The sequence below is a fragment of the Schleiferilactobacillus perolens DSM 12744 genome, assembly GCF_001435585.1.
GTDB lineage: Bacteria > Bacillota > Bacilli > Lactobacillales > Lactobacillaceae > Schleiferilactobacillus > Schleiferilactobacillus perolens.
Window position 1 is genome coordinate 25,604 of record NZ_AZEC01000005.1, and the last position, 22,150, is coordinate 47,753.

Here is a 22,150-nt window from a genome sequence, read left to right on the forward strand (position 1 = left end):
TTCCCGCTGTGATCTACGAATATAAAACACAATAATTATATGAGGTGAAAGTTCGAATGGCAAAAGAAATCAAGTTCTCTGAAGACGCACGTGCTGCAATGTTACGCGGTGTCGATAAATTAGCCGACACTGTCAAGACAACACTCGGACCCAAGGGTCGGAACGTTGTTTTGGAAAAATCCTATGGTGCACCGGAAATCACTAATGATGGTGTAACGATTGCCAAGGATATCGATTTACCAGACCACTACGAAAACATGGGTGCTAAGTTAGTTTCCGAAGTTGCTTCGAAGACCAATGATATCGCCGGTGACGGGACTACCACTGCGACTGTCTTAGCTCAATCCATCGTGCGTGAAGGTATGAAGAACGTCACTGCTGGCGCTAACCCCGTTGGTATCCGGACTGGTATTGAGAAGGCAACTAAGGCAGCAGTTGAAGCGCTGCACAAGAACTCACACAAAGTGGAAACAAAGGATCAAATTGCTTCTGTCGGGGCGGTTTCTTCTTCCAGTGAAGAAATTGGTAAATTAATCGCAGACGCCATGGACAAAGTTGGTCATGACGGTACGATCACGATCGAAGAGTCTAAAGGTATTGAAACAGACTTGAAGGTTGTTGAAGGGATGCAATTTGATCGCGGCTACCTGTCTCAATACATGGTGACCGACAACGACAAGATGGAAGCTGATCTTGACAATCCATATCTATTGATTACGGATAAGAAGATCTCCAACATCCAAGACATTTTACCGTTGCTTCAACAAATCGTTCAACAAGGCAAGTCCCTGTTGATCATTGCTGATGATGTTGAAGGGGAAGCTTTACCGACCTTGGTATTGAACAAGATCCGGGGCACTTTCAATGTTGTTGCAGTGAAGGCACCTGGCTTTGGTGATCGGCGTAAGGCACAACTTGAAGACATTGCCATTTTGACTGGTGGTACGGTCATTTCTTCCGACCTTGGTTTGGAATTGAAGGACACAACGATTGATCAATTAGGTCAAGCTGGTAAAGTCACAGTGACGAAAGACGATACGACGATCGTTGAAGGCGCTGGTGCAAAGGATGCCATTCAAGAACGGGTTGGCCAAATCCGTAAGCAAATTGACGAAACTACTTCTGATTTCGATCGTGAAAAGTTACAAGAACGTTTGGCTAAGTTAGCCGGCGGTGTTGCGGTCATCAATGTCGGGGCGGCCACTGAGACTGAACTGAAAGAACGCAAGTACCGGATCGAAGATGCCCTGAATGCGACTCGTGCAGCCGTTGAAGAAGGCTACGTCGCTGGTGGTGGTACTGCACTGGTTAACGTGATCCCTGCTGTGGCTGCACTGCACGAAGAGGGCGACGTTCAAACTGGTATCAACATTGTTCTGCGTGCTTTGGAAGAACCAGTTCGCCAAATTGCCAAGAATGCCGGCAAGGAAGGTTCTGTCATTGTTGAACGCTTAAAGGGTGAAAAGGCCGAATTCGGTTACAACGCCCGCGACGACAAGTGGGAAGACATGGTCAAAGCAGGGATCATTGACCCCACTAAGGTAACGCGCTCTGCATTACAAAACGCTGCCTCTGTTGCGGCCTTACTGTTGACCACAGAAGCTGTTGTCAGCGAATTGCCTGAACCCAAGAATGATGCTCCTGCAGCCGGTCCTGGTGCAGGCGCCCCAGGCATGGGCGGCATGATGTAATTAGTGACAACTCAGTAGTTGTCTAGTACTTCTCAAACAAGGTCTCGAGTCCATATTTGGATCGGGGCTTTGTTTTTGTATGGGAAACTTGAACTGAGAAATTTGGATCGGTCTTCTTTTTCGAAGCCTGACAAATCTAGTGCTAAAGCGGAGCAATCGGAGGGTGAATGGGGCTCAGCTGTGGGAACCGCAATAAACTTGCCCCGGTCCTGGGCAAGTTTATATGCGGTTAGGCGACTTTGAGACCGCGTACTTGGCGGGCTCAAAGCGCCGTCACAGCTTGCTACGCCTGCGGCTACGCACTTGCTGCGCTTCGCAGCCCCGTTCACCCGGAGATTGCGCAGCTTTGGCACGGCAGTAATGGGACTCTTTACCATAGCCTCCATAAACGGGCTCCGCCGACCAGGGGCTAGTGCAGAAGGCAGGGCAGACATAAAACCTAAACCCGGGTTTTCTGCCTGCCCTGCCTTCTGCATACGCCCCTAACCGGTCGGCTGCGCCCTCTGGCCTCTGCAACTTCCACAAACTAAGTTTACAAATATTGCGGTCACCACTAAAAGGGCCCATGGTATGGTGTGTTTGTAGAACTGGCGAGGCTAGGCGAAGCGCTTCCTACCAACGAGGGGAGCACAAATGGATTTGGGATAAATCGATCATTCTCCACCTCCAGTTTAACCAATCGGGACACCACCGCTGTACCACACAGGGGAGGTGCCCTTTTTTCGGTGTCAACAGCGGCTACACGTACCTGCAAACCACCTATTCACCCAGTTTGTGATATATTAGAGGGTACAAAAGTAACGAATCGGCAAACAAAAAAGGAGTGCAGCATGGCCAGTCATTCTAAACAAACGCCAATGATGCAGCAATACTTCGCCATCAAAAACCAGTACCCCGATGCCTTTCTGTTTTATCGGATCGGGGATTTTTATGAACTGTTTTACGATGATGCGATCAAAGGGTCGCAGATGCTGGAGTTGACACTGACATCACGGAACAAGAGTGTATCAGATCCAGTCCCGATGTGCGGTGTACCCCACCATGCCGTCCAAAGCTACATCGACATTTTGGTCGACAAGGGATACAAAGTCGCCATTTGTGAGCAAATGGAAGATCCCCGTCTGGCTAAGGGCATGGTTAAGCGTGCCGTTATTCAATTGGTGACGCCAGGGACACAGATGCCGGATTCACCGGGCAAGCAGCGAGACAATAACTACCTCACTGCCGTGGATGAGCTAAATGGCCAATATCATTTTGCCTATACGGATTTATCTACTGGGGAAGTGTGGGTGACCACGCTGGGCAGTGTGGATGAAGTATTGAATGAAATGATGTCTTTACAGACCAAAGAAATCGTCGTGGCGGATAATTTACCCAGTGATTTGGCTGATGCCTTCAAACCCCTCAGCGTGTTACAATCCCCTCAACAATTGCCAGAGATTTCTGCAGAAGTCAGCTATGTCCGCCAAGATGCGGCTAACGATGGGCAAAAACAGGTATTGGCGCGGTTGGTCGGCTATCTTTTGGCCACCCAAAAACGGGCTTTGGCCCATTTGCAGAAAGCGGTGGTATACACTCCTAGTCAATTCCTTCAGATGGATCACGATGCTCAAGTTAATCTGGAATTGATTTCCTCCCGACGGAATGGGAATAAACGGGGTTCATTGCTTTGGGTGATGGACGAAACTCGTACGGCGATGGGTGGCCGCTTACTCAAACAGTGGTTAGAACGGCCGCTGCTTTCGGAAAAGGAAATTACGGCGCGACAAGATAAAGTGGCGGCGTTGGTTGATGATTATTTTCAACGGGTGACACTGCAGGAACAATTGACCAAAGTATATGACTTAGAACGATTAGCCGGCCGTATCGCCTTGGGCAGTGCCAATGGCCGGGATCTTTTACAGCTCAAGGCTTCTTTGCAGCAAGTACCGGCAATTATGGATACGTTACGGCAACTGAAGAGCCATGCGTTCGACAACTTGTTGAAGACCATGGATCCGGTACCGGAAGTCGCCGACTTGATCAGTCGTGCCATTGTAGATGATCCGCCGATTTCTGTCACAGAGGGCGACGTTATTCGGGATGGGTATAATGAAAAATTAGATCAGTACCGGGACACGATGCATCACTCCAAACGGTGGATTGCCAACTTAGAGGCCAAGGAACGGGCCGCTACCGGTATTCATAATTTGAAGATTGGTTACAACAAGGTGTTTGGCTACTATATCGAAATTACCCGCTCTAATTTAGATAAAGTACCGGAAGGCCGTTATGAGCGCAAACAAACTCTGACGAATGCGGAGCGGTTCATTACACCGGCGTTAAAGGACCAAGAACGGTTGGTATTGGAAGCTTCCGAACAATCAACGGCGTTGGAATATCAACTCTTTACCCAGGTCCGGGGAGAAATTCAAAAAGAGATTGCGCGCATTCAAACGCTTGCCGCTCAATTAGCAAGTTTGGATGTGCTCCAGGGCTTTGCGGTGATTGCCGAACAGTATCACTATGTCCGGCCGACATTCGTCCAGCATCAACAGGATCTAAATATTGTGGATGGTCGCCATCCGGTGGTGGAGAAGGTATTAGGCGCCAATGCTTATGTCCCAAACTCAGTCACAATGGACCCAGAGACAGAGATTCTATTGATTACTGGGCCAAATATGTCTGGTAAATCGACGTACATGCGGCAGTTGGCACTCGCCGTGATCATGGCTCAGTGCGGCAGTTACGTGCCGGCAACCTCTGCCCAGATGCCATTATTTGATCATATCTTCACTCGGATTGGGGCTGCTGATGATTTGTTATCCGGCAACAGTACATTCATGGTGGAAATGATGGAGGCCAACGATGCTTTGATGCATGCCACTCCGCGCAGTTTGATTCTCTTTGATGAGATCGGCCGGGGTACCGCGACCTATGATGGGATGGCCCTGGCTCAGGCAATTATTGAGTATATTCATAATCATGTCCGAGCTAAGACGTTGTTTTCTACCCATTATCATGAGCTGACGCAATTGGCGGACACATTACCGCATTTACACAATGTCCATGTGGGGGCCGCTGAAGAAAATGGTCAGCTGGTATTTTTGCATCGGGTTGAACCAGGGCCGGCCGATAAGTCATACGGGATTCATGTCGCAAAATTGGCCGGTTTACCAGAGACCGTATTGCAACGAGCCGATGTGATTTTGCAGCAATTAGAAGGTAAAAGGCGAGCTGTGCCGGCACCGGTGATGCAGAAAGTGCCAGCCCACCAACCGGCTGCGGTGGCGGAAAACAGTGAGCAGCAATTGGCCCTGTTTCGACCAGAAACGGTGGTTTTAACGGACTCCGTGGAACGTCGAGTCGTGGACGGCCTCAAAGATTTAGACATTGGCCACATGACCCCCATTCAGTTAATGAATCAAGTGGATGCTTGGCAGCAAAAATTGCGGCGGGCTACGAACAAAAAGAAAGATGAACGTGCGGAATCTTAAATGAAAGGAGACGATTGCGGATGGGTAAGATTCATGCCCTATCAGCCCAAGTGAGCAACCAGATTGCAGCAGGAGAAGTGATTGAGCGCCCCGCCTCAGTGGTCAAAGAATTGGTTGAGAATTCATTGGATGCTCAAGCCACCCAGATTCGGGTGCAGGTCAGGGACGGTGGTTTGAGTCTGATCAGTGTCAGCGATAATGGTGACGGGATCGCCTCCGAGGATGTGCCGTTGGCATTTGCGCGGCACGCCACCAGCAAGATTGCCACAGGCGCTGATTTGTTCAAAATCGGCACCTTGGGTTTCCGTGGTGAAGCCCTGGCCAGTATTGGCGCGGTCGCCAAAGTCACGATGACCACCAGTACGGCAAATGGTTTAGGGGAGACTGCAGTTGTGAATGGCGGTGAGCTGCTCAAACAGGAGAAGTCCAGCCAACCCAAGGGTACGACGATTACTGTAAAAGACTTGTTTTACAATACGCCAGCCCGCTTAAAATACATGAAGTCTGTCCAAACTGAACTGGCGCATATTGCTGATATTGTGGACCGGATTGCACTGGGCCACCCAGATGTGGCGTTTAGTTTGGTCAATGACACCAAAACAATGGTGGCCACAGTGGGTAATGATGATTGGCAGCAGACCATTGCGGCCATCTATGGTAATTCTGTTGCCCGCAGTTTACTTCCCATTAAGGGCCATACCCTGGACTACCAGGTCCAAGGCTTTGTCGCTAAACCGGAAGTTACCCGCGCATCGCGCAATTTTATTTCATTACTGATCAATGGCCGCTACATTAAGAATTATGCGCTGAATAAGGCTTTAATTGCTGGTTATGGGACGAAGCTGATGGTGGGTCGCTATCCAGTGGCGGTTGTTTCAGTGCACATGGATCCGCTGCTGGTGGACGTGAACGTGCATCCCACGAAACAGGAGGTGCGGTTAAGTAAGGAAAATGAATTGACTACTTTGCTCACAGATCTGGTGGCCAAACAATTGGGCGAGCAACGGTTGATTCCCAGTGCGTTAGAGAATCTGTATTCCCATAGTCGGAATACGGTGCCCCAGCCCAAAGAATGGGCGGATCTGTCAGCGCAGTTGGATACAATGAGTCAAACAGCTGTCCCGACGCAATCCGGCCATGCCACCACTGAGGAACCCGTGGTGGCAGAAGCCGAGGCCCATGTGGCGACGAATGGGCAATTCATTGCTGCTGACGCCTTGCATCCCGAGGACGCCTTCGCGGATCCGGCGGTGCTGGCGGCGTGGGATCAGCGGGTCGCTCAGGACCAGCCGGCGTTGGCGTTTTCCACCCAATCTTACCCCCAGGCTGTCACACAAACGGCATTGGTGGATAACACCAATACACCAACTAAACGTTTTCCACAACTTCATTTTTTGGCTCAGGTGCATCTGACTTATTTGCTGGCTGAAGGCGAAGATGGCCTGTATATTCTGGATCAACATGCCGCCCAAGAACGGGTCAATTACGAAAAGTATCGCGCTCAAGTGGGACAGATTAAACCTGATCAGCAAACATTGCTGGTGCCGCTGATCCTCGATTACTCGGCGGCGGACTACACCACGATTGCAGCGCATTTGCCTGATCTGGCGCAGGCGGGCATTGAGCTGGCGCCTTTTGGTGATAATACGTTTGTGGTGCATTCCCACCCGGCATGGTTTGCCCAAAAAGACACAGAAGCCATGATTCGAGAAATGATCGATTACTTTTTGACCGATCACACCCTAAGCCTTACCAAGTTTTTAAATAAAGCGACGGCCTTGATTAGTTGTAAGGCATCGATCAAGGCCAACACCTACATTACGCCGCAACAGGCCCAGCATTTGCTGGATAGTTTGCGCGACTGTGAAAATCCGTTCAACTGTCCCCATGGCCGGCCGACGATCACCCATTTCACCGATCGTGATTTGGCGCGAATGTTCAAACGAATTCAGGACTCGCATCATGCCTGGGGCGGCGAGTAACGCACAGACGTTTGTGTTAGACTAGAAAAAGATGTGAGAAAGGACGAGCCGCCATGTACGAGTTTTTTACCGGGACCATTGCTGCCGTGCACGCTGATTATTTGGTGATGACGGTGCAAGGGATCGGCTATAAGTTAATTGTGCCCAATCCCTATCGCTTTACGGTGGGGGAGAGTACCGTGACGGTTTACGTCGAACAAACAGTCCGGGACAATATTGGCATTACTCTGTATGGCTTTTCCAGCCTGACTGAGAAACAATTATTTCAGCGGTTGACCAGTGTCACGGGGATTGGTCCTAAATCGGCGTTAGCAATCTTGGCCACTGGTGATGCTCCGGCCCTAGTACAAGCAATTCAAGGTAATGACGTCCAGTATTTGACTCATTTTCCGGGGATTGGTAAAAAATCCGCACAGCAGATCATTTTACAGTTGGCGGATAAATTGGGTCAGGTGGCCGCGGGTGGACCGGTTACGCCACCGACCCGGACAGATCCCGCAGCGGCAAATGACTCTCCCGCATTGACCGATGCGTTGGCTGCTTTAACCACCCTCGGTTACAATGCAAAGGACGTGGCCCGGGTGGCCAAGAGCTTGCGGGAGAAGCCAGACCAGAAAACGGATGATTACATTCGACTGGGATTACGGTTATTGACGAAGACACGATAATTTTGTTGGGAAAGGAAGGTCGCCGTGACAGATTCTGAGCGGATTGTGGATAATGAAGCCCAAGACAATGAAGACGGTTTGGACAACTCTTTAAGACCGGCCACACTGGCCGAATATATCGGCCAAGCGGCGCTTAAAAATCAGTTGAGCGTCTTCATTCAAGCAGCACGCGCCCGGGAAGAATCGCTGGACCATGTATTACTGTACGGCCCGCCAGGCTTAGGGAAAACCACCTTGGCGGCCATTATTGCCCATGAGATGGGTGTCCAGTTGCGTCAGACCAGTGGGCCCGCCATTGAAAAAAGTGGGGATTTAGTTGCCCAATTGAATGAATTGCAGCCAGGCGATGTCCTTTTCATTGATGAAATCCACCGCTTACCTAAACCGGTGGAAGAAGTGCTTTATTCGGCAATGGAAGATTTCTATATCGATATCATTGTCGGTGAGGGACCTGCTGCTCATCCAATTCACTTTGCTTTACCACCGTTCACCTTGGTTGGTGCAACTACTCGCGCTGGTTTGTTGTCTGCGCCTCTACGTGATCGTTTCGGCATATCGATGCACATGGCTTATTATTCCACCGCCGAACTCACCCAAATCGTTAATCGTTCTGCCAAAATATTTGGATTACAGATTGATCAGGATGGGGCACTGGAGATTGCCCGTCGGTCGCGGGGGACCCCGCGAATCGCCAATCGCCTATTGCGCCGGGTCCGGGACTACGCTACAGTGAACGGCGACGGAGCCATCACCCAGCAAATCGCGGCATCTGCGTTAACCAAATTACAGGTGGATGACATGGGGTTAGATACCCTGGACCGTAAGATTCTTCGACTAATGATCGATCATTATCAGGGCGGTCCAGTCGGTGTTAAAACCATTGCTGCCAATGTCGGTGAGGAGGAGCAAACCATTGCTGAGATGTATGAACCATTTCTCATGCAGCGCGGTTTGCTGATCCGAACCCCCCGCGGCCGTCAAGTCACACCATTGGCTTATCAACATTTAGGGCTCACACCGCCCTCACAAAATATGAATTTGGAAGTGTAATTGTGCTCACAACAGAAGATTTTGACTATGATTTACCACAGGAATTGATTGCCCAAACACCGCTCCCAGAGCGGGATGCCTCCCGTATGCTGGTTTTAGATACAGCGACTGGCAAAACCACCGATAAGCATTTCTATGACATTCTGGATTATTTAAACCCTGGCGACGCTGTGGTGTTGAATGATACGCGGGTGATGCCGGCCCGGTTATATGGGGTCAAACCTGATACCGGCGGCCATGTCGAGGTATTACTGCTGAATAATACTCGCGGTGATGACTGGGAGGTTTTAATGAAACCTGCCAAACGAGTGCATGTGGGTACAGAGATCGATTTTGGTGATGGTTTGTTAAAAGCAACAGTCATTGAAGAGCGCGATGAGGGTATTCGGATGATCCGCTTTACTTATCAGGGGATTTTCATGGAAATTTTGGATAAATTAGGCGAAACCCCCTTGCCACCGTACATTAAGGCCAAACTGGATGATCCCGAAATGTATCAAACAGTGTACGCGAAGGAAGTGGGTTCTGCTGCTGCTCCCACCGCAGGCTTGCACTGGACCAAAGAATTGTTAAAAAAGGCCCAGGATAAGGGCGTTAAGCTGGTGTATTTGACCCTGCACATCGGATTGGGTACTTTCCGCCCAGTGTTGGAAGAGAATGTGGAAGACCATAAGATGCACTCCGAATTCTATCGGTTAACGCCAGAATCCGCCGCTGCCTTGAATGCGGTTCGGCAAAACGGCGGCCGCATTATTGCCACAGGGACCACTGTGATTCGGACATTGGAATCCATTGGCACCAAATTTGATGGAAAAATCCAGGCCGACAGCGGTTGGACGGACATTTTCTTGAAACCTGGTTATCAATGGAAAATTGTCGATGCCTTTATTACCAACTTCCATCTGCCTAAGTCCACACTGGTGATGCTGGTGGCTTCCTTTACCGGCCGGCACATGATTTTAAACGCGTATCAGCATGCTATTGAAGAGAAATACCGGTTCTTCAGTTTTGGCGATGCGATGTTCATCTACAATAGCGAGAATCCGCATCCGCAACCTATGAAAGAAATGGACTAAGCAATTTTTAGACAATGAAAAAGAGGGCCATGCGGCCCTCTTTTTTGAACATTTTTGTGTTGAATTCAGTAAGACCCTGAAGGAATTGGCTTCAGGGTCTTGCTGATATACCGGGAGTCACTCAGGGCACCTTGTTAACTGGCAGAACACTGCTTGTCGCCATCCGCTGCGGTGAGCTTCTTCTTAGAAACACAGATCCGACCGTTAGCATTGTTGACCAGCCACTGATTGGCGACGGACAAAATAACGGACTGTTCTAAGATAACCTCGATCTTTCCGGGTAGCTTGGAAAAACTGTGGTCCTCCATTGTATAGCTGGTGGCAATCACTGATTGTCCCACTTTAAGGTTATTCATAAACCTTCCCCTCCTTGTTAAGTCGCGTAGCAGAACTGTCCCCACGACAATTCATACGGCTCAAAGGCACCCCTGTGAAAGAGGTTGGTACAAATGATATGAAATGTGAGGCGGAAAGTCAATGGTTCTTTTGCGACTTAATTGATTTTTTTCTGCTCAATCGTTATATTCGCAAAAGGGGACAACATTGCGCACAAATCGTAAAAAATGTCAGACCAGACACAATTCTTTCCCTTTTGCATTTCTTCTGATAAGATGGTAGGGCGTTTTGTCGATCGATAGTCACTACGAATAGGAGCAAAATTTCTATGACAGTACCAGTTAGATATCATTTAATCAAAAAGGAGAAACACACCGGCGCCCGGCTGGGAGAGTTAATTACCCCCCACGGGACATTTCCCACGCCGATGTTTATGCCTGTCGGTACCCAAGCTTCCGTTAAGCTGATGAGTCCAGAGGAATTGAAAGAGATGGGAGCGGGTGTGATTTTATCCAACACCTATCATCTGTGGTTACGGCCAGGCCCCGAGATTGTTAAAGAAGCGGGCGGCCTGCACCAGTTCATGAACTGGGATCAGGGAATTTTGACGGATTCTGGCGGTTTCCAGGTTTTCTCGCTGGCAAATAACCGGGATCTGACTGAAGAAGGCGTTCATTTTCGCAGCCATCTATCTGGCGAGAAGATGTTTTTGTCCCCAGAAAAGGCGATTCAAATCGAGAACGATCTCGGCCCCGACATTATGATGTCACTGGATGAATGTCCTCCTTTCTTTGAGAGTTACGAATATGTTCGGGATTCCGTGGCCCGTACTAGCCGCTGGGCAGAGCGAGGCTTGAAGGCCCACCGTAATCCAGATACGCAAGGCTTGTTTGGAATCGTTCAGGGCGCTGGCTTCCAAGATTTACGTGAGCAAAGCGCCAGGGACTTGGTTAGTTTGGATTTCCCTGGTTATTCCATCGGTGGTTTATCAGTCGGCGAGTCCAAAGCAGAAATGAATCATGTCTTGGACTTCACCACACCGTTGCTGCCGGAGAACAAGCCCCGTTACCTCATGGGTGTGGGCTCGCCGGATGCCTTGATTGATGGTGTTATTCGCGGTATTGACATGTTCGATTGTGTATTGCCGACCCGGATTGCCCGTAACGGTACAGTGATGACCCACCATGGCCGATTGGTGGTCAAAAACGCCCAATATGCCCACGACTTCACACCGCTGGATGCCGACTGTGACTGCTATACTTGTACCCACTATACCCGGGCCTACATTCGTCACTTGATCAAAGCTGACGAAACATTCGGCTTGCGCTTGACGACTTATCACAACTTGTACTTTTTAATCCATCTTATGGCCGATGTGCGCCAGGCCATTATGGATGATAATTTACTGGAGTTCCGTGAAAACTTGTTTGAACAATATGGATATGACGACGTACACGCGAAAAACTTTTAGCAAATTCAAGCGTGTTCACGGAAAATATGCTAAAGTGTTTAACGAGAAACTATTGAAGGAGTGTACAAGACAGTGAATTTCTTTTTAGCAGCAGCTAGCCCGCTTGGTGGCGGGATGGGCATGATTATCATGATGGTCGTGCTGGTTTTGGTTATGTATTTCACCATGATGCGCCCACAAAAGAAGCAACAACAAAAACGTCAAGAAATGTTGACCCAATTGAAGAAGGGTGACAAGATCGTGACGATCGGCGGATTGCATGGTGTGGTGGATACGATCAATAATGCAGACAAGACCGTCGTCATTGATAGTGATGGTATCTACTTGACCTTCAACTTAGGGGCCATTCGGAATGTCACTCCGGGTAACGGTGCCGCCGCAGTGGAGAATAATCAACCTGCTGCCGCGACGACCGATGACACTGCATCTGATTCAGCTGCCGATACAACGGCCAGTGATGACAGTTCAGACAAGCAGACAGATGATTCTGCCAAGAACGAATAATTTTGTTTACCAAAGACGTCACTTCTCATTATGAGGATGGCGTTTTTTAGTGGCGTGACGCTGATCTTTGTTGTTTCAGAGGTTAAATACGTCATTTCTGATCGAAAATACGTTATAATTTAGGTGGTATCAGTGCCGGCAGAAAAACCGATATCGACTCTAATCAATGCTGTTTGACACACATGTGTGGAGGTGGTTTTCATGGCAGATCCGGTATTCTTTAATCCAGGTGGCCAGAATGTTCCCATGGCCCCATACTACCAATACAGCCCGTATCACAATCCGTGGATTATGCAGACCCAAGATTTGGCCAACACCCAACTGGTGGTATATATCCAGCCGGATGGCCGACTTAAGTTCGTCTTTCAGGCCATTCATCCGGTCGATGAGACACCTGCGTCGCCGCACCAGGCAGAATAATGCAATTGCTGTTGCGTGAGTCGAAAGATAATGATCGGTAGTGTTTGCTTTTGGTTTAGTCAAGTAGACCATTCACTTTTCATAAAGAATCATTGTCAATATTAGGTCCACATCGCATTCTTTTTCCGGTATTCTATAAAAGTAGCCGAGCGGGAATTCACCAGTCCTCTGTATGGTGATATGAATCGGCACTTTGGGGAACATTGAACGAGTGGTAAAAGGAGCAACATTAAGCGCTTAATAACTCGGTCCTGGTTGCTGACCGAGCAGAAGCACACATAGCACACATTTTGTTTTTGGGACTTGATCATGTTGGGATGATTGAGTCTCTTTTTTTGCAGAGGGCGCAGCCGACCGGTTAGGGGCGTAGGCACAAGAGCCAAGGCACAGAAAACCCGTACTTAGGTTTTATGTGCCTTGGCTCTTGTGCCCTAGCCCCTGGTCGGCGAAGCCCGTTTACGTAAAGCGGGTCGGTTGAGCGCCCCCCAGCTTCTGGGATGCGCAACCAAATACCAACACACCAATATCTGTGCTACACTGTGCCATCACATGTCAAGTGAATCAAGTTCGTTCTCCGTCGCACCAATTTAATTCCCACAGCCAAGCATTCCATTGACCAAACTAACCAAAGAATGCCCTACCAAAATAAGATGCCGGTCTTTCTTATATGCACATAAACCCTTTTACAGCAGCTATTTAAGCGCTCCAAAAAAATATTTTCGAAAAACCGTGAAATTAATCACAAAAAAGCTTTACAAAGTGGGCGGAGTTGTGTATATTATTCTTGTGAAGTGATAAACATAACTTAAACCAATTACGGAGGTAGAATTATGCTCGAGACTGCCAAGAAAAACCAAACCGTTAAGGAACTGACACCGTCAGTTGACGAAATGATCAATTCTTTAGTAGATAATGCCCATGAAGCACTGAAGGTGCTGGAAACTTTTGATCAAGAAAAAATCGACTACATTGTCCATGAAATGGCGATTGCGGGTTTGAATGCGCACATGCGGTTAGCCAAGATGGCGGTGGAAGAAACCGGCCGGGGCGTTTATGAAGATAAAGCGGTCAAGAACATGTTCGCCACCGAAGAAATTTGGCACGCCATCAAGGATGATAAAACCGTTGGGGTCATTGAAGACGATCAGCAACATCAGATCATGAAAATTGCAGAACCAGTGGGCGTCATTGCGGGTGTTACACCGGTCACTAACCCCACTTCCACGACCATGTTCAAGGCTTTAATCAGTATTAAGACCCGTAACCCGATTATCTTTGCTTTCCACCCGAAGGCTCAAAAATGTTCTGCTGAAGCACTGGAAGTCATTAAGAAAGCCGCCATTGCTGCAGGGATGCCGGCAGATGCGCTGAGCTACATTCCGACACCCAGTATTGATGCCACTAAAGCACTGATGAATCATCCAGGTGTCGCCACAGTGTTGGCCACTGGTGGTCCAGGCATGGTTAAGTCCGCATATTCCACGGGTAAACCTGCCCTGGGTGTCGGTGCAGGAAATGTGCCTGCTTACATTGAAAAGACGGCCAATATTCGTCAAGCAGTTAACGATATTGTCCTTTCGAAGTCATTCGATAACGGCATGATCTGTGCTTCTGAACAGGCGGCCATCGTCGATGCTGATATTTATGACGAAGTTAAGGCTGAATTCATTCGCCAGGGTGCTTACATGGTGAAGAAGGATGAAATTGACAAATTATCCAAGGTCGTGATCAATGCAGAACGCCATTCAGTGAATCCAGATGTGGTCGGTAAATCAGCTAACACCATTGCTGAATGGGCTGGTTTGAAGGTGCCAAAGGGGACACCGGTCTTGGTGGCTGAAATTAACGGTGTCGGTGATGAATATCCGTTGAGCCGGGAAAAACTTTCCCCAGTATTGGCTTTGCTTAAAGCTAAAGATCACGAAGATGGCTTCAAGAAGGCCGAAGAAATGTTGGAATTAGGCGGTATGGGTCACTCTGCTTGTATCCACACGGATGATGATGATTTGATCGTTCAATACGGTTTGCGGATGAAGGCTTGCCGGATTCTGGTTAACTCGCCAAGTTCTGTCGGCGGTATCGGCGATCTTTACAACAACATGATCCCGTCACTGACTCTGGGCTGCGGTTCTTACGGAATGAACTCTGTTTCCCATAACGTGGGCACGGTTGATCTGTTGAATGTTAAAACAGTGGCTAAGCGTCGGAATAACTTGCAATGGGTAAAGTTGCCACCCAAGATTTACTTCGAAAAAAACGCAGTGAACTATCTTGAAAAAATGCAAAACATTTCCCGCGTTTTTATCGTCGCCGATCACGGGATGGAAAAACTGGGCTATGTGAAGATCGTTGAAGACGTATTGAAATTACGGCACAACCCAGTTCAATATCAAACATTCTTGGATGTAGAACCTGATCCTTCCAGCGATACAGTATTCCACGGTCAATCCGCCATGAATGATTTCAAACCGGATACAGTGATTGCCATCGGCGGGGGTTCCGTGATGGATGCCGCCAAGGGTATGTGGATGTTCTATCAAGCACCGGATTCTTCTTTCTTCCGCGCAAAGCAGAAGTTCTTGGATATTCGTAAACGGACTTACAAGTTCCCTAAGTTGAACGATGTGAAGTTGATTTGTATCCCGACAACTTCTGGGACTGGCTCTGAAGTGACACCGTTCGCAGTGATTACTGACAGCGAGACTGGTGTGAAGTATCCCTTGGCTGACTATGCTTTGACTCCTGATGTGGCCATCGTGGACTCCAAGTTCATCGAAACAGTTCCCAAGACCGTTGTGGCGGATTCTGGGATTGACGTATTGTGCCACGCAATTGAAAGTTATGTATCGACTATGGCTTCCCACTACACGCGGGGACTGAGCTTGCAGGCTGCCAAATTGGTTTTTGACAACTTGAAGAAGAGTTACGATGGTAATCAAGAAGCAAAGAGTAACATGCACGATGCTTCCACGATGGCCGGTATGGCCTTCGCCAATGCTTTGCTGGGTATTAACCACTCGATTGCCCACAAACTGGGTGGGGAGTACCATCTGCCGCACGGACGGGTCATTGCCATCACAATGCCTCATGTCATCCGCTACAATGCGAAGATGCCTGAAAAACGTGCTGTTTGGGCGAAATACAACTACTTCCGGGCAGACGAAGACTACGCAGAAATTGCACGCTACGTTGGTTTGACTGGCAGCAGCACGCAAGAGTTAGTGAACAAGCTGGCTGATGCCATTGTGAAGCTGGCCGAGAGCGTGGGTATCAAGATGTCCTTGAAGGATCAAGGCATCAGCAAGAAACAAGTGGATGACGCTGCGGATCGTTTAGCTGAATTGGCTTACGAAGATAACTGCACGATCACCAACCCGAAGGAACCATTGATCGCCGATATGGCTCAAATCATCCGCGACGAATGGGCTGGTCCAAAGTCCACATTCTAAAGCACACTTGAGCAGATTGCTTCCTCCTAGAAACAGCGCCGCCCCAAATCGGGACGGCGCTGTTTTGCTTTCAGGGCAGCAGGGCTTTTGGAAATTTGAGATAAACGTTACAATAAAGTAAACACGGAAAGCAGGCGCCATATGTTTAAAGAAGTGAAGAACGGACGGCAATTTGCCGGACAGGCAATTATCCAAGGAATCACGGTCAAAGCGGCCAAAAACGGTTCTCAATACGCGGACGCCAATCTTACCAATCATGACGAGACGGTTCCCGTCAAGATTTGGGAGATCCAACCAGATTCGATCATGACCTACAATAATAAGGCGATTGATTTCACAGCGACCCGTTCAGATTACAACGGCAAATTACAGTTTGTATTGGACTCCTTCTCGATCAACCCGACCTTACAGTTGCGGGACTTGCTGCCGGCTAGTTACTGGGATAATGCCCAGTTGAAGGATGGCTTCAATCACTTCTTAATGAAGATCACGGACCCAATTTATCAGCATTTGGTGCGGACCTTGTACAATGATGTGGATGATGCCATTGTTGATAAGCTCAGTGAAATGCCCGCGGCCATTCGGATGCACCATGCATTCATTGGCGGTCTGTATACCCACACATTATCCATGGCTTACGAGGCAGAGGGGATTTTGACCCACACCATCTATGCCAAAACAATTAACCAGTCATTACTATATGCGGGCATCTTGCTCCACGATCTGGGCAAGGCCTTTTGTTACACTAATGCGACTGACCACACGGCCACGAAGCAGGCCAATTTGTTAGAGCATGTCGCCATCATGGACGGGATGATTGTTGATTATGCCCGCAACACGCTCCATCTCAGCTATGCCGCCAGCCTAAACGACGAACATATTTTGAATCTGCGTCATTTAGTCTTGTCCCACCACGGCAAACTGGAATACGGCGCTGCCATCAAACCGGCGACTCCAGAAGCTATGTTATTGCATCACGTGGATGATCTTGATGCACACATGGAAATGATGCGCATGGCCGAATCCGACCTGAAGCCAGGCCAAGTGGCCGACCAACGCAACTTCGGTCTAGACGGTGCATTCGTCTACCATTCCACATTATAAATTCAGGGTAAATAAAAAGGACCAAGACAAGAGTCTCGATCCCGTTGTAACCAGTGCCAATGCGGAGCAAGCGCAGGTGGCCTGGGGCTCAGCTGTGGAAACCACACAGCGTTCCAGCCCCAGGCCACCGAAGCTTGCGCAGCTTTGGCACGGACGGGGAGGAATAACTATGTCTTAGTCCTTTTTGTGTTCGATGAATTAGAACGCATCACCGTTAAAGATAGAGTTCTTCACGACAACATAATCCACTTTGCGCAGAGATTCCAAGTCCCGACCACCTGCATATGAAATACTGGACTGCAGATCTTCTTGCATCTCTTTCAACGTATCGGAGATCTTACCCTTGACTGGCACAAGCATCTTCTTGCCCTCCACATTGTGGTGGGAGCCGGTTTGATATTCAGACGCCGAGCCATAATATTCCTGGAATTGCTGTCCGTCGACAGTGACCTTTTGGCCCGGCGTTTCTTCATGGCCGGCAAAGAGGGAGCCGATCATGCACATCGTCGCACCGAAGCGGATCGATTTGGCAATATCACCGTTGTGCCGGATACCGCCGTCGGCAATGATGGGCTTGCGGGCAGCCTTGGCACACCATTGGACTGCCGCCAATTGCCAACCGCCGGTACCAAAACCAGTCTTCAGCTTGGTAATGCAGACCTTACCGGGTCCAATGCCGACTTTCGTGGCATCCGCGCCGGCATTTTCTAATTCGCGGACAGCTTCTGGCGTCCCCACGTTACCGGCAATGACGAAGGAAGCCGGGAGAAACTTCTTAATTTGGTGAATCATATCGATGACCACCTGGGCGTGGCCGTGAGCAATATCGATGGTGATATATTCGGGAACCAAGTTTTTGGCCGCCAATTCTTCGATGAAATCAAATTCGCTATCTTTGACGCCGACTGAAATAGATGCATACAAATCATGGGCGTGCATGTTTGCGACAAAGTCCGCCCGGGTCTCAGGCGTGAAGCGGTGCATAATATAGAAGTAGCCATTGTTGGCCAACCACATGGCCAACGGTTCATCAATGATGGTTTGCATATTAGCTGGGACGACGGGAATCTTGAATTCCCGCCCGCCCAAATGGACACTGGTGTCACATTCCTTACGACTCTTGACGATGCACTTGTTAGGAATCAATTGGATATCTTCATAATCAAAAACGTTCACGGGGCATTCCTCCAAAGCCGAACATTATTCAGAACGACGTTGTTATCATTCTGCCTCAGGTACCATAACAAAGTGGCGAGACAAAGTCAAACAAATTTGTCGTGGTAATTGTGAATTGTTCGTGAATTATTGGAAACCGTGAACGCTTTTGGGTTATAAAAAGTGAATTGTTTTGCCTTGCCGACTGATTTCACCGTTTTGGACCATGATTTTCAGTTGACGCGACATTGTTTCAGGCGTGGTGCCTAAATAATTGGCCAGCTCTTTCCAGGCAAAGGGAATTGTGATGACATCACGGCCACTTTCAATTTGCAAATCGTGGAGATATTGGCGAATGCGTTGGGGAACGGACTCATCCGCCAAATAGCCAGACTGTTGTTCGGCTTGTTGAATCTTTTTGGCCGTGGCCGTGAGCAGACTGACACTGAGATCGGGATGGGTCAACAGTAATTGGGTGAAGTCCGTCCGCTCGATGAAGCAGACAGTGCTGGCGGCCAGCGCTTCTGTATAGGCCGCAGGATTAGGCGCGCCCAGCAAGGCTTGTTCGCCCACATACTGACCGGGGGCGGTGATGGTCAAGAGTTGTTCGTTGCCGGCAGCGGTGAGTTGATATGTTTTGAGCAGTCCTTTGGCCACGACAATGAGTCGTTCACTGTCTCCTGGGCGGGCAATTTGTTCACCCTTGGCCAACTGCCGTTCCTGGGTTAATGTATCGATCTCGTCTTTCGCAGTCGTCGATAGTGCCTTAAACAACGGCACGAGTCGTGTACAATGATGCAAAATTGTCGTCACTAGAACATCCTCCTCCTGCACGCTGGCTAGTCCCCCATTAATCGTCGTCTTCGTCTTCCTCAAGCAGAGGGCGACCGGCGGTTAAAGGCCGATCCAGACGTTCCTGGAGATTACGCAAGGTGTGCTGATACCATCCTAACAGACGCGTCAATAATTGGCTGAGCGGTGCTTTCTTCTCTTGATCGGCCAGGGCAATTGCCCGGGTGATGAACATCATGCTGGTATCCAGGTCAGTCACCACGTCAGCCAACATTTCGTCGGCGGAAGCATATTTGTTGCGGGGATCTTCGTGCAGCATCGTGTACTGTGAGAACTCCGCGGTGGTGGTGGGGATATTTTCGCCTAAATCCAATAGGGCAGAGATGAGCTGGTCCCGTTGAGTGTGTAAATCCTGCTGCATGGTAGTCAGTTGGGCGCGATCAGCGATCATGGTGGGACCAGTGATTGTCCAAACCATTTGCTGCAATTTGGTGGATAAGACTACATTGTTGGCGATAATGTGTCCACTCATCGCCCCCGCAGTGGGGACGTGGTGATCATGATCGACCTGCTTCTGTTCGATGGCATAGGCGGCTTCGATGGTTTGTGGATCTGTCTTGGTGAATGTCATTATTTAGTGACCTCCTGTTGTTTGATACTTTCGACTTGATACCCCAACTTGGTGACGGCATCGGCCAATGCCTGGACAGTGGTTTGAGTTGGGTCGATCTCAGCTTTCAGCTTAGATGCATTGAACAAGACCCGGGCGGAAGCAACGCCGTTGATCTGATTCATCGCGCCTTCAATCTTTTGTAAACAACTCGGGCAGGTAATCCCGCCTAACTTAATCGTGACCTTTTGCATATTTATCGTCCTTTCTAATGGTCTTCGTGATTATTATCAGCTAATTGTGCAGTGGAAAAATTGACGGTCGTCAAGCTTTGCTTTTTTTTGGAAAAAATCCGACGTAACCGCAGTGCATTGCCAATGACGAATAAAATACTGGCCTCATGAACAAGCATTCCACTACCCATGGTCACCACGCCGATGAGCAAACCCAGTAAGAGCAGAGCAACTGTACCCACTGCAATGCCGATATTTTCTTGGACATTCCGGGTCATCTTGACGGCCAAAGTAAAGAGCTGATTTAAAGTAGGCAGCTGATTATTCATGAGGATGACATCCGCCGTATCCATGGCGACATCGGTGCCGCTGCCCATGGCGATGCCGACATCAGCTTGGGCTAGGGAGGGGCTGTCATTGATACCATCACCGACGAAGGCGACATGGTGGCCAGCGGTTTGTAATTCTTTGATCACAGCCGCTTTATCAGCCGGAAGCAAACCACCGCGGGCCACATCCAACCCTGCTTGTTGACCAATTTTTTGAGCAGCAGCCGGGGTATCTCCGGATAACATGATCAACTGGTGTACGCCTTGTTGCCGCAACTGTTGTAATGCCGCTCGGGCATGGGGGCGCAACGGGTCGGCAATGGTAAACAATGCGATGAGTTGCTGGTGATGGATGATGAAGACGAGACTATCACCTTGGTGGGTTAACGCAGTGATTAACTGATGGGTGGCATGATCTGTGGATGCCCCTTGCGCATTCAATAATTGTTCATTTCCAATGGCGACTTGCCCCTGGGCGGTATTGGCGGTGAGTCCTTGACCGGGGATCACCGCCAAGTCTGTCGCACTGGTCGCTGGGACTGGCGCACGGTGGCTTTTGGCGAAAGTAATCAGTGCTTCGCCCAGCGGATGATTACTTTGCTTTTCAACGTCTGCAATCAGTCCCAACCACTGTGCTTGCTCATGTTTTGAGACAAACCAGTGGGCTGACTGGACGGTCGTTTGACCAGCCGTTAACGTCCCGGTTTTATCAAAAACGACCGTGTCGATTTTAGTTAATGCGGCTGCCACATTACCGCCTTTGAGCAAAACACCCTGACGTGCGCCGGTACCGATACCGACCACATTGGTCACTGGTGCACCAATTACCAACGCTCCCGGGCAGCCCAACACGAGGATCGTGATTGCCAGTCGCACATTACCAGTGAATACACCCACGGCAGCGGCGATCAACAGAACAAGGGGGGTGTACCATTTGGCAAACCGTTGGATGAAACTGGCGACTGGGCTTTCAGCATCTTGAGCTTCCTCGACCAAGTCGATAATTTGCCCATAGACCGTATCATCACCGGTTTGGGTGACTTTGATCAACAGCCGGCCGTTAACGACGGTACTACCGGAGTAGATTGGATCACCAACCGCTTTTGTGCGCCCTGTTGACTCCCCAGTGACACGGGATTCATCCAACAGCGCTTGACCGTCAACAACTGTGCCATCTACTGGAGCAGTGGTGCCGGTAGCTAATTGCACGGTTGCACCCACCTGAATGGTCGCCACCGGCGTGTCCTGTAACTGGCCGGCATCGTCCAGGGTTTTCACAGTCGTGGGCAGTGCGGTGGCTAAATCTTCAATCGCACTGCGGGTTTTGGCCAACGATTTGTTTTCTAACCAGTCACCGAATAAAAAGAGAAATGTTACGATGGCGCCTTCATGATATTCACCAATAATCATGGCGCCGACCACGGCAATGGTGACCAAGAGTTCAATGCTAATGACTTTGACTTTCAAGGCAGAAAAGGCGTTGAGGGCGATCGGGGTCCCCGCCAGTACAGTGCCGACGATGAGCAGTGATTGACCCATTGGCATGAGCCAATGACTGACCAGCAACCCCAGTAGAGTGGCTATCCCGCCCGCCACCATGGCGGTGTATTTATGCTGCTCAATTTTTTCACTAATCATTTTTCGATCTAACCTCGCTTTCAACTCATTGACTGTAGTGTATCGAGGATTGATGAAAGTAAAATTGACGGTGGTCAAGTTTGGTGGATTATGTTGATCTAGGGTGTCCCGGTGGTTTTACATATTTTTTTCACGTATAATAAGATGCGACAGAAATAGCGGGAGG

At 49.2% G+C, this 22,150-nt stretch carries 17 protein-coding genes; 11 read left to right on the top strand and 6 right to left on the bottom strand.

Annotated features, from left to right (window positions below):
- The first annotated feature begins 56 nt into the window (after positions 1 to 56).
- The 6 genes from groL to queA all read left to right on the top strand — a co-directional run bounded on the left by groL (position 57) and on the right by queA (position 9,943).
- The gene (groL, locus tag FD09_RS06790; protein WP_057819665.1) at positions 57 to 1,691 is read left to right on the top strand and encodes a chaperonin GroEL; all 1,635 of its coding nucleotides are present in this window, start codon (positions 57 to 59) and stop codon (positions 1,689 to 1,691) included.
- Positions 1,692 to 2,521: 830 nt separating this feature from the next.
- Complete coding sequence (gene mutS / locus FD09_RS06800) at positions 2,522 to 5,167, top strand: DNA mismatch repair protein MutS (protein ID WP_057819670.1); 2,646 nt, start codon at positions 2,522 to 2,524, stop codon at positions 5,165 to 5,167.
- Positions 5,168 to 5,187: 20 nt separating this feature from the next.
- Positions 5,188 to 7,149, top strand: coding sequence for a DNA mismatch repair endonuclease MutL (gene mutL, locus FD09_RS06805; protein ID WP_057819673.1), 1,962 nt, complete (start codon positions 5,188 to 5,190; stop codon positions 7,147 to 7,149).
- 53 nt (positions 7,150 to 7,202) lie between these two features.
- Positions 7,203 to 7,817 carry a Holliday junction branch migration protein RuvA gene (ruvA, locus tag FD09_RS06810; protein WP_057819675.1) on the top strand — a complete coding sequence of 205 codons (615 nt, stop codon included), beginning with the start codon at positions 7,203 to 7,205 and terminating at the stop codon, positions 7,815 to 7,817.
- Positions 7,818 to 7,841: 24 nt separating this feature from the next.
- On the top strand, positions 7,842 to 8,867 hold the full coding sequence (ruvB, locus tag FD09_RS06815; RefSeq protein WP_057819677.1) for a Holliday junction branch migration DNA helicase RuvB: 1,026 nt from the start codon (positions 7,842 to 7,844) through the stop codon (positions 8,865 to 8,867).
- On the top strand, positions 8,867 to 9,943 hold the full coding sequence (queA, locus tag FD09_RS06820) for a tRNA preQ1(34) S-adenosylmethionine ribosyltransferase-isomerase QueA (RefSeq protein WP_057819679.1): 1,077 nt from the start codon (positions 8,867 to 8,869) through the stop codon (positions 9,941 to 9,943). Before ruvB ends, queA begins: the two co-directional genes overlap by 1 nt.
- Positions 9,944 to 10,077: 134 nt before the next feature.
- Here the strand turns inward: queA and FD09_RS06825 are convergent, their stop codons facing one another.
- Positions 10,078 to 10,299 carry a hypothetical protein gene (locus tag FD09_RS06825; RefSeq protein ID WP_057819681.1) on the bottom strand — a complete coding sequence of 74 codons (222 nt, stop codon included), beginning with the start codon at positions 10,297 to 10,299 and terminating at the stop codon, positions 10,078 to 10,080.
- Positions 10,300 to 10,607: 308 nt separating this feature from the next.
- On the opposite strand from FD09_RS06825, the gene tgt reads away from it, so the two are divergent.
- The 5 genes from tgt (at position 10,608) to FD09_RS06850 (ending at position 17,227) form a co-directional block, all read left to right on the top strand.
- Positions 10,608 to 11,750 carry a tRNA guanosine(34) transglycosylase Tgt gene (gene tgt / locus FD09_RS06830; RefSeq protein WP_057819683.1) on the top strand — a complete coding sequence of 381 codons (1,143 nt, stop codon included), beginning with the start codon at positions 10,608 to 10,610 and terminating at the stop codon, positions 11,748 to 11,750.
- A gap of 114 nt (positions 11,751 to 11,864) precedes the next feature.
- On the top strand, positions 11,865 to 12,254 hold the full coding sequence (gene yajC, locus FD09_RS06835; RefSeq protein WP_057820196.1) for a preprotein translocase subunit YajC: 390 nt from the start codon (positions 11,865 to 11,867) through the stop codon (positions 12,252 to 12,254).
- Positions 12,255 to 12,455: 201 nt separating this feature from the next.
- On the top strand, positions 12,456 to 12,674 hold the full coding sequence (locus FD09_RS06840; RefSeq protein ID WP_057819685.1) for a hypothetical protein: 219 nt from the start codon (positions 12,456 to 12,458) through the stop codon (positions 12,672 to 12,674).
- An 890-nt stretch (positions 12,675 to 13,564) separates the two neighbouring features.
- Positions 13,565 to 16,123 (top strand): bifunctional acetaldehyde-CoA/alcohol dehydrogenase, encoded by a 2,559-nt coding sequence (gene adhE / locus FD09_RS06845; RefSeq protein ID WP_235812240.1) that lies wholly within the window; start codon positions 13,565 to 13,567, stop codon positions 16,121 to 16,123.
- Positions 16,124 to 16,264: 141 nt separating this feature from the next.
- Positions 16,265 to 17,227 carry an HD domain-containing protein gene (locus FD09_RS06850; protein ID WP_057819689.1) on the top strand — a complete coding sequence of 321 codons (963 nt, stop codon included), beginning with the start codon at positions 16,265 to 16,267 and terminating at the stop codon, positions 17,225 to 17,227.
- Between the two features lie 198 nt (positions 17,228 to 17,425).
- Here FD09_RS06850 and FD09_RS06855 read toward each other — a convergent pair whose 3' ends face one another.
- From FD09_RS06855 to FD09_RS06875, 5 genes are all read right to left on the bottom strand, one after another.
- Positions 17,426 to 18,403 carry a GMP reductase gene (locus tag FD09_RS06855; RefSeq protein ID WP_057819691.1) on the bottom strand — a complete coding sequence of 326 codons (978 nt, stop codon included), beginning with the start codon at positions 18,401 to 18,403 and terminating at the stop codon, positions 17,426 to 17,428.
- Between the two features lie 153 nt (positions 18,404 to 18,556).
- A complete protein-coding gene (locus tag FD09_RS06860; RefSeq protein ID WP_157053709.1) occupies positions 18,557 to 19,258 on the bottom strand; it encodes a Crp/Fnr family transcriptional regulator in 702 nt (233 codons plus the stop codon).
- Positions 19,233 to 19,805 (bottom strand): ferritin-like domain-containing protein, encoded by a 573-nt coding sequence (locus tag FD09_RS06865; RefSeq protein ID WP_057819693.1) that lies wholly within the window; start codon positions 19,803 to 19,805, stop codon positions 19,233 to 19,235. The genes FD09_RS06860 and FD09_RS06865 overlap by 26 nt, the downstream gene beginning before the upstream one ends.
- A complete protein-coding gene (locus FD09_RS06870; protein ID WP_057819694.1) occupies positions 19,805 to 20,038 on the bottom strand; it encodes a heavy-metal-associated domain-containing protein in 234 nt (77 codons plus the stop codon). The genes FD09_RS06865 and FD09_RS06870 overlap by 1 nt, the downstream gene beginning before the upstream one ends.
- A gap of 14 nt (positions 20,039 to 20,052) precedes the next feature.
- Positions 20,053 to 21,984 (bottom strand): heavy metal translocating P-type ATPase, encoded by a 1,932-nt coding sequence (locus FD09_RS06875; RefSeq protein WP_057819696.1) that lies wholly within the window; start codon positions 21,982 to 21,984, stop codon positions 20,053 to 20,055.
- Positions 21,985 to 22,150 lie beyond the last annotated feature (166 nt).

Coding starts and splice junctions, on each gene's coding strand:
- groL (WP_057819665.1), top strand. CDS start 57: ATGGCAAAAGAAATCAAGTTCTCTGAAGACGCACGTGCTGCAATGTTA.
- FD09_RS06850 (WP_057819689.1), top strand. CDS start 16,265: ATGTTTAAAGAAGTGAAGAACGGACGGCAATTTGCCGGACAGGCAATT.
- mutS (WP_057819670.1), top strand. CDS start 2,522: ATGGCCAGTCATTCTAAACAAACGCCAATGATGCAGCAATACTTCGCC.
- FD09_RS06865 (WP_057819693.1), bottom strand. CDS start 19,805: ATGACATTCACCAAGACAGATCCACAAACCATCGAAGCCGCCTATGCC.
- yajC (WP_057820196.1), top strand. CDS start 11,865: ATGGGCATGATTATCATGATGGTCGTGCTGGTTTTGGTTATGTATTTC.
- FD09_RS06825 (WP_057819681.1), bottom strand. CDS start 10,299: ATGAATAACCTTAAAGTGGGACAATCAGTGATTGCCACCAGCTATACA.
- FD09_RS06875 (WP_057819696.1), bottom strand. CDS start 21,984: ATGATTAGTGAAAAAATTGAGCAGCATAAATACACCGCCATGGTGGCG.
- adhE (WP_235812240.1), top strand. CDS start 13,565: ATGATCAATTCTTTAGTAGATAATGCCCATGAAGCACTGAAGGTGCTG.
- FD09_RS06870 (WP_057819694.1), bottom strand. CDS start 20,038: ATGCAAAAGGTCACGATTAAGTTAGGCGGGATTACCTGCCCGAGTTGT.
- mutL (WP_057819673.1), top strand. CDS start 5,188: ATGGGTAAGATTCATGCCCTATCAGCCCAAGTGAGCAACCAGATTGCA.
- FD09_RS06840 (WP_057819685.1), top strand. CDS start 12,456: ATGGCAGATCCGGTATTCTTTAATCCAGGTGGCCAGAATGTTCCCATG.
- ruvA (WP_057819675.1), top strand. CDS start 7,203: ATGTACGAGTTTTTTACCGGGACCATTGCTGCCGTGCACGCTGATTAT.
- tgt (WP_057819683.1), top strand. CDS start 10,608: ATGACAGTACCAGTTAGATATCATTTAATCAAAAAGGAGAAACACACC.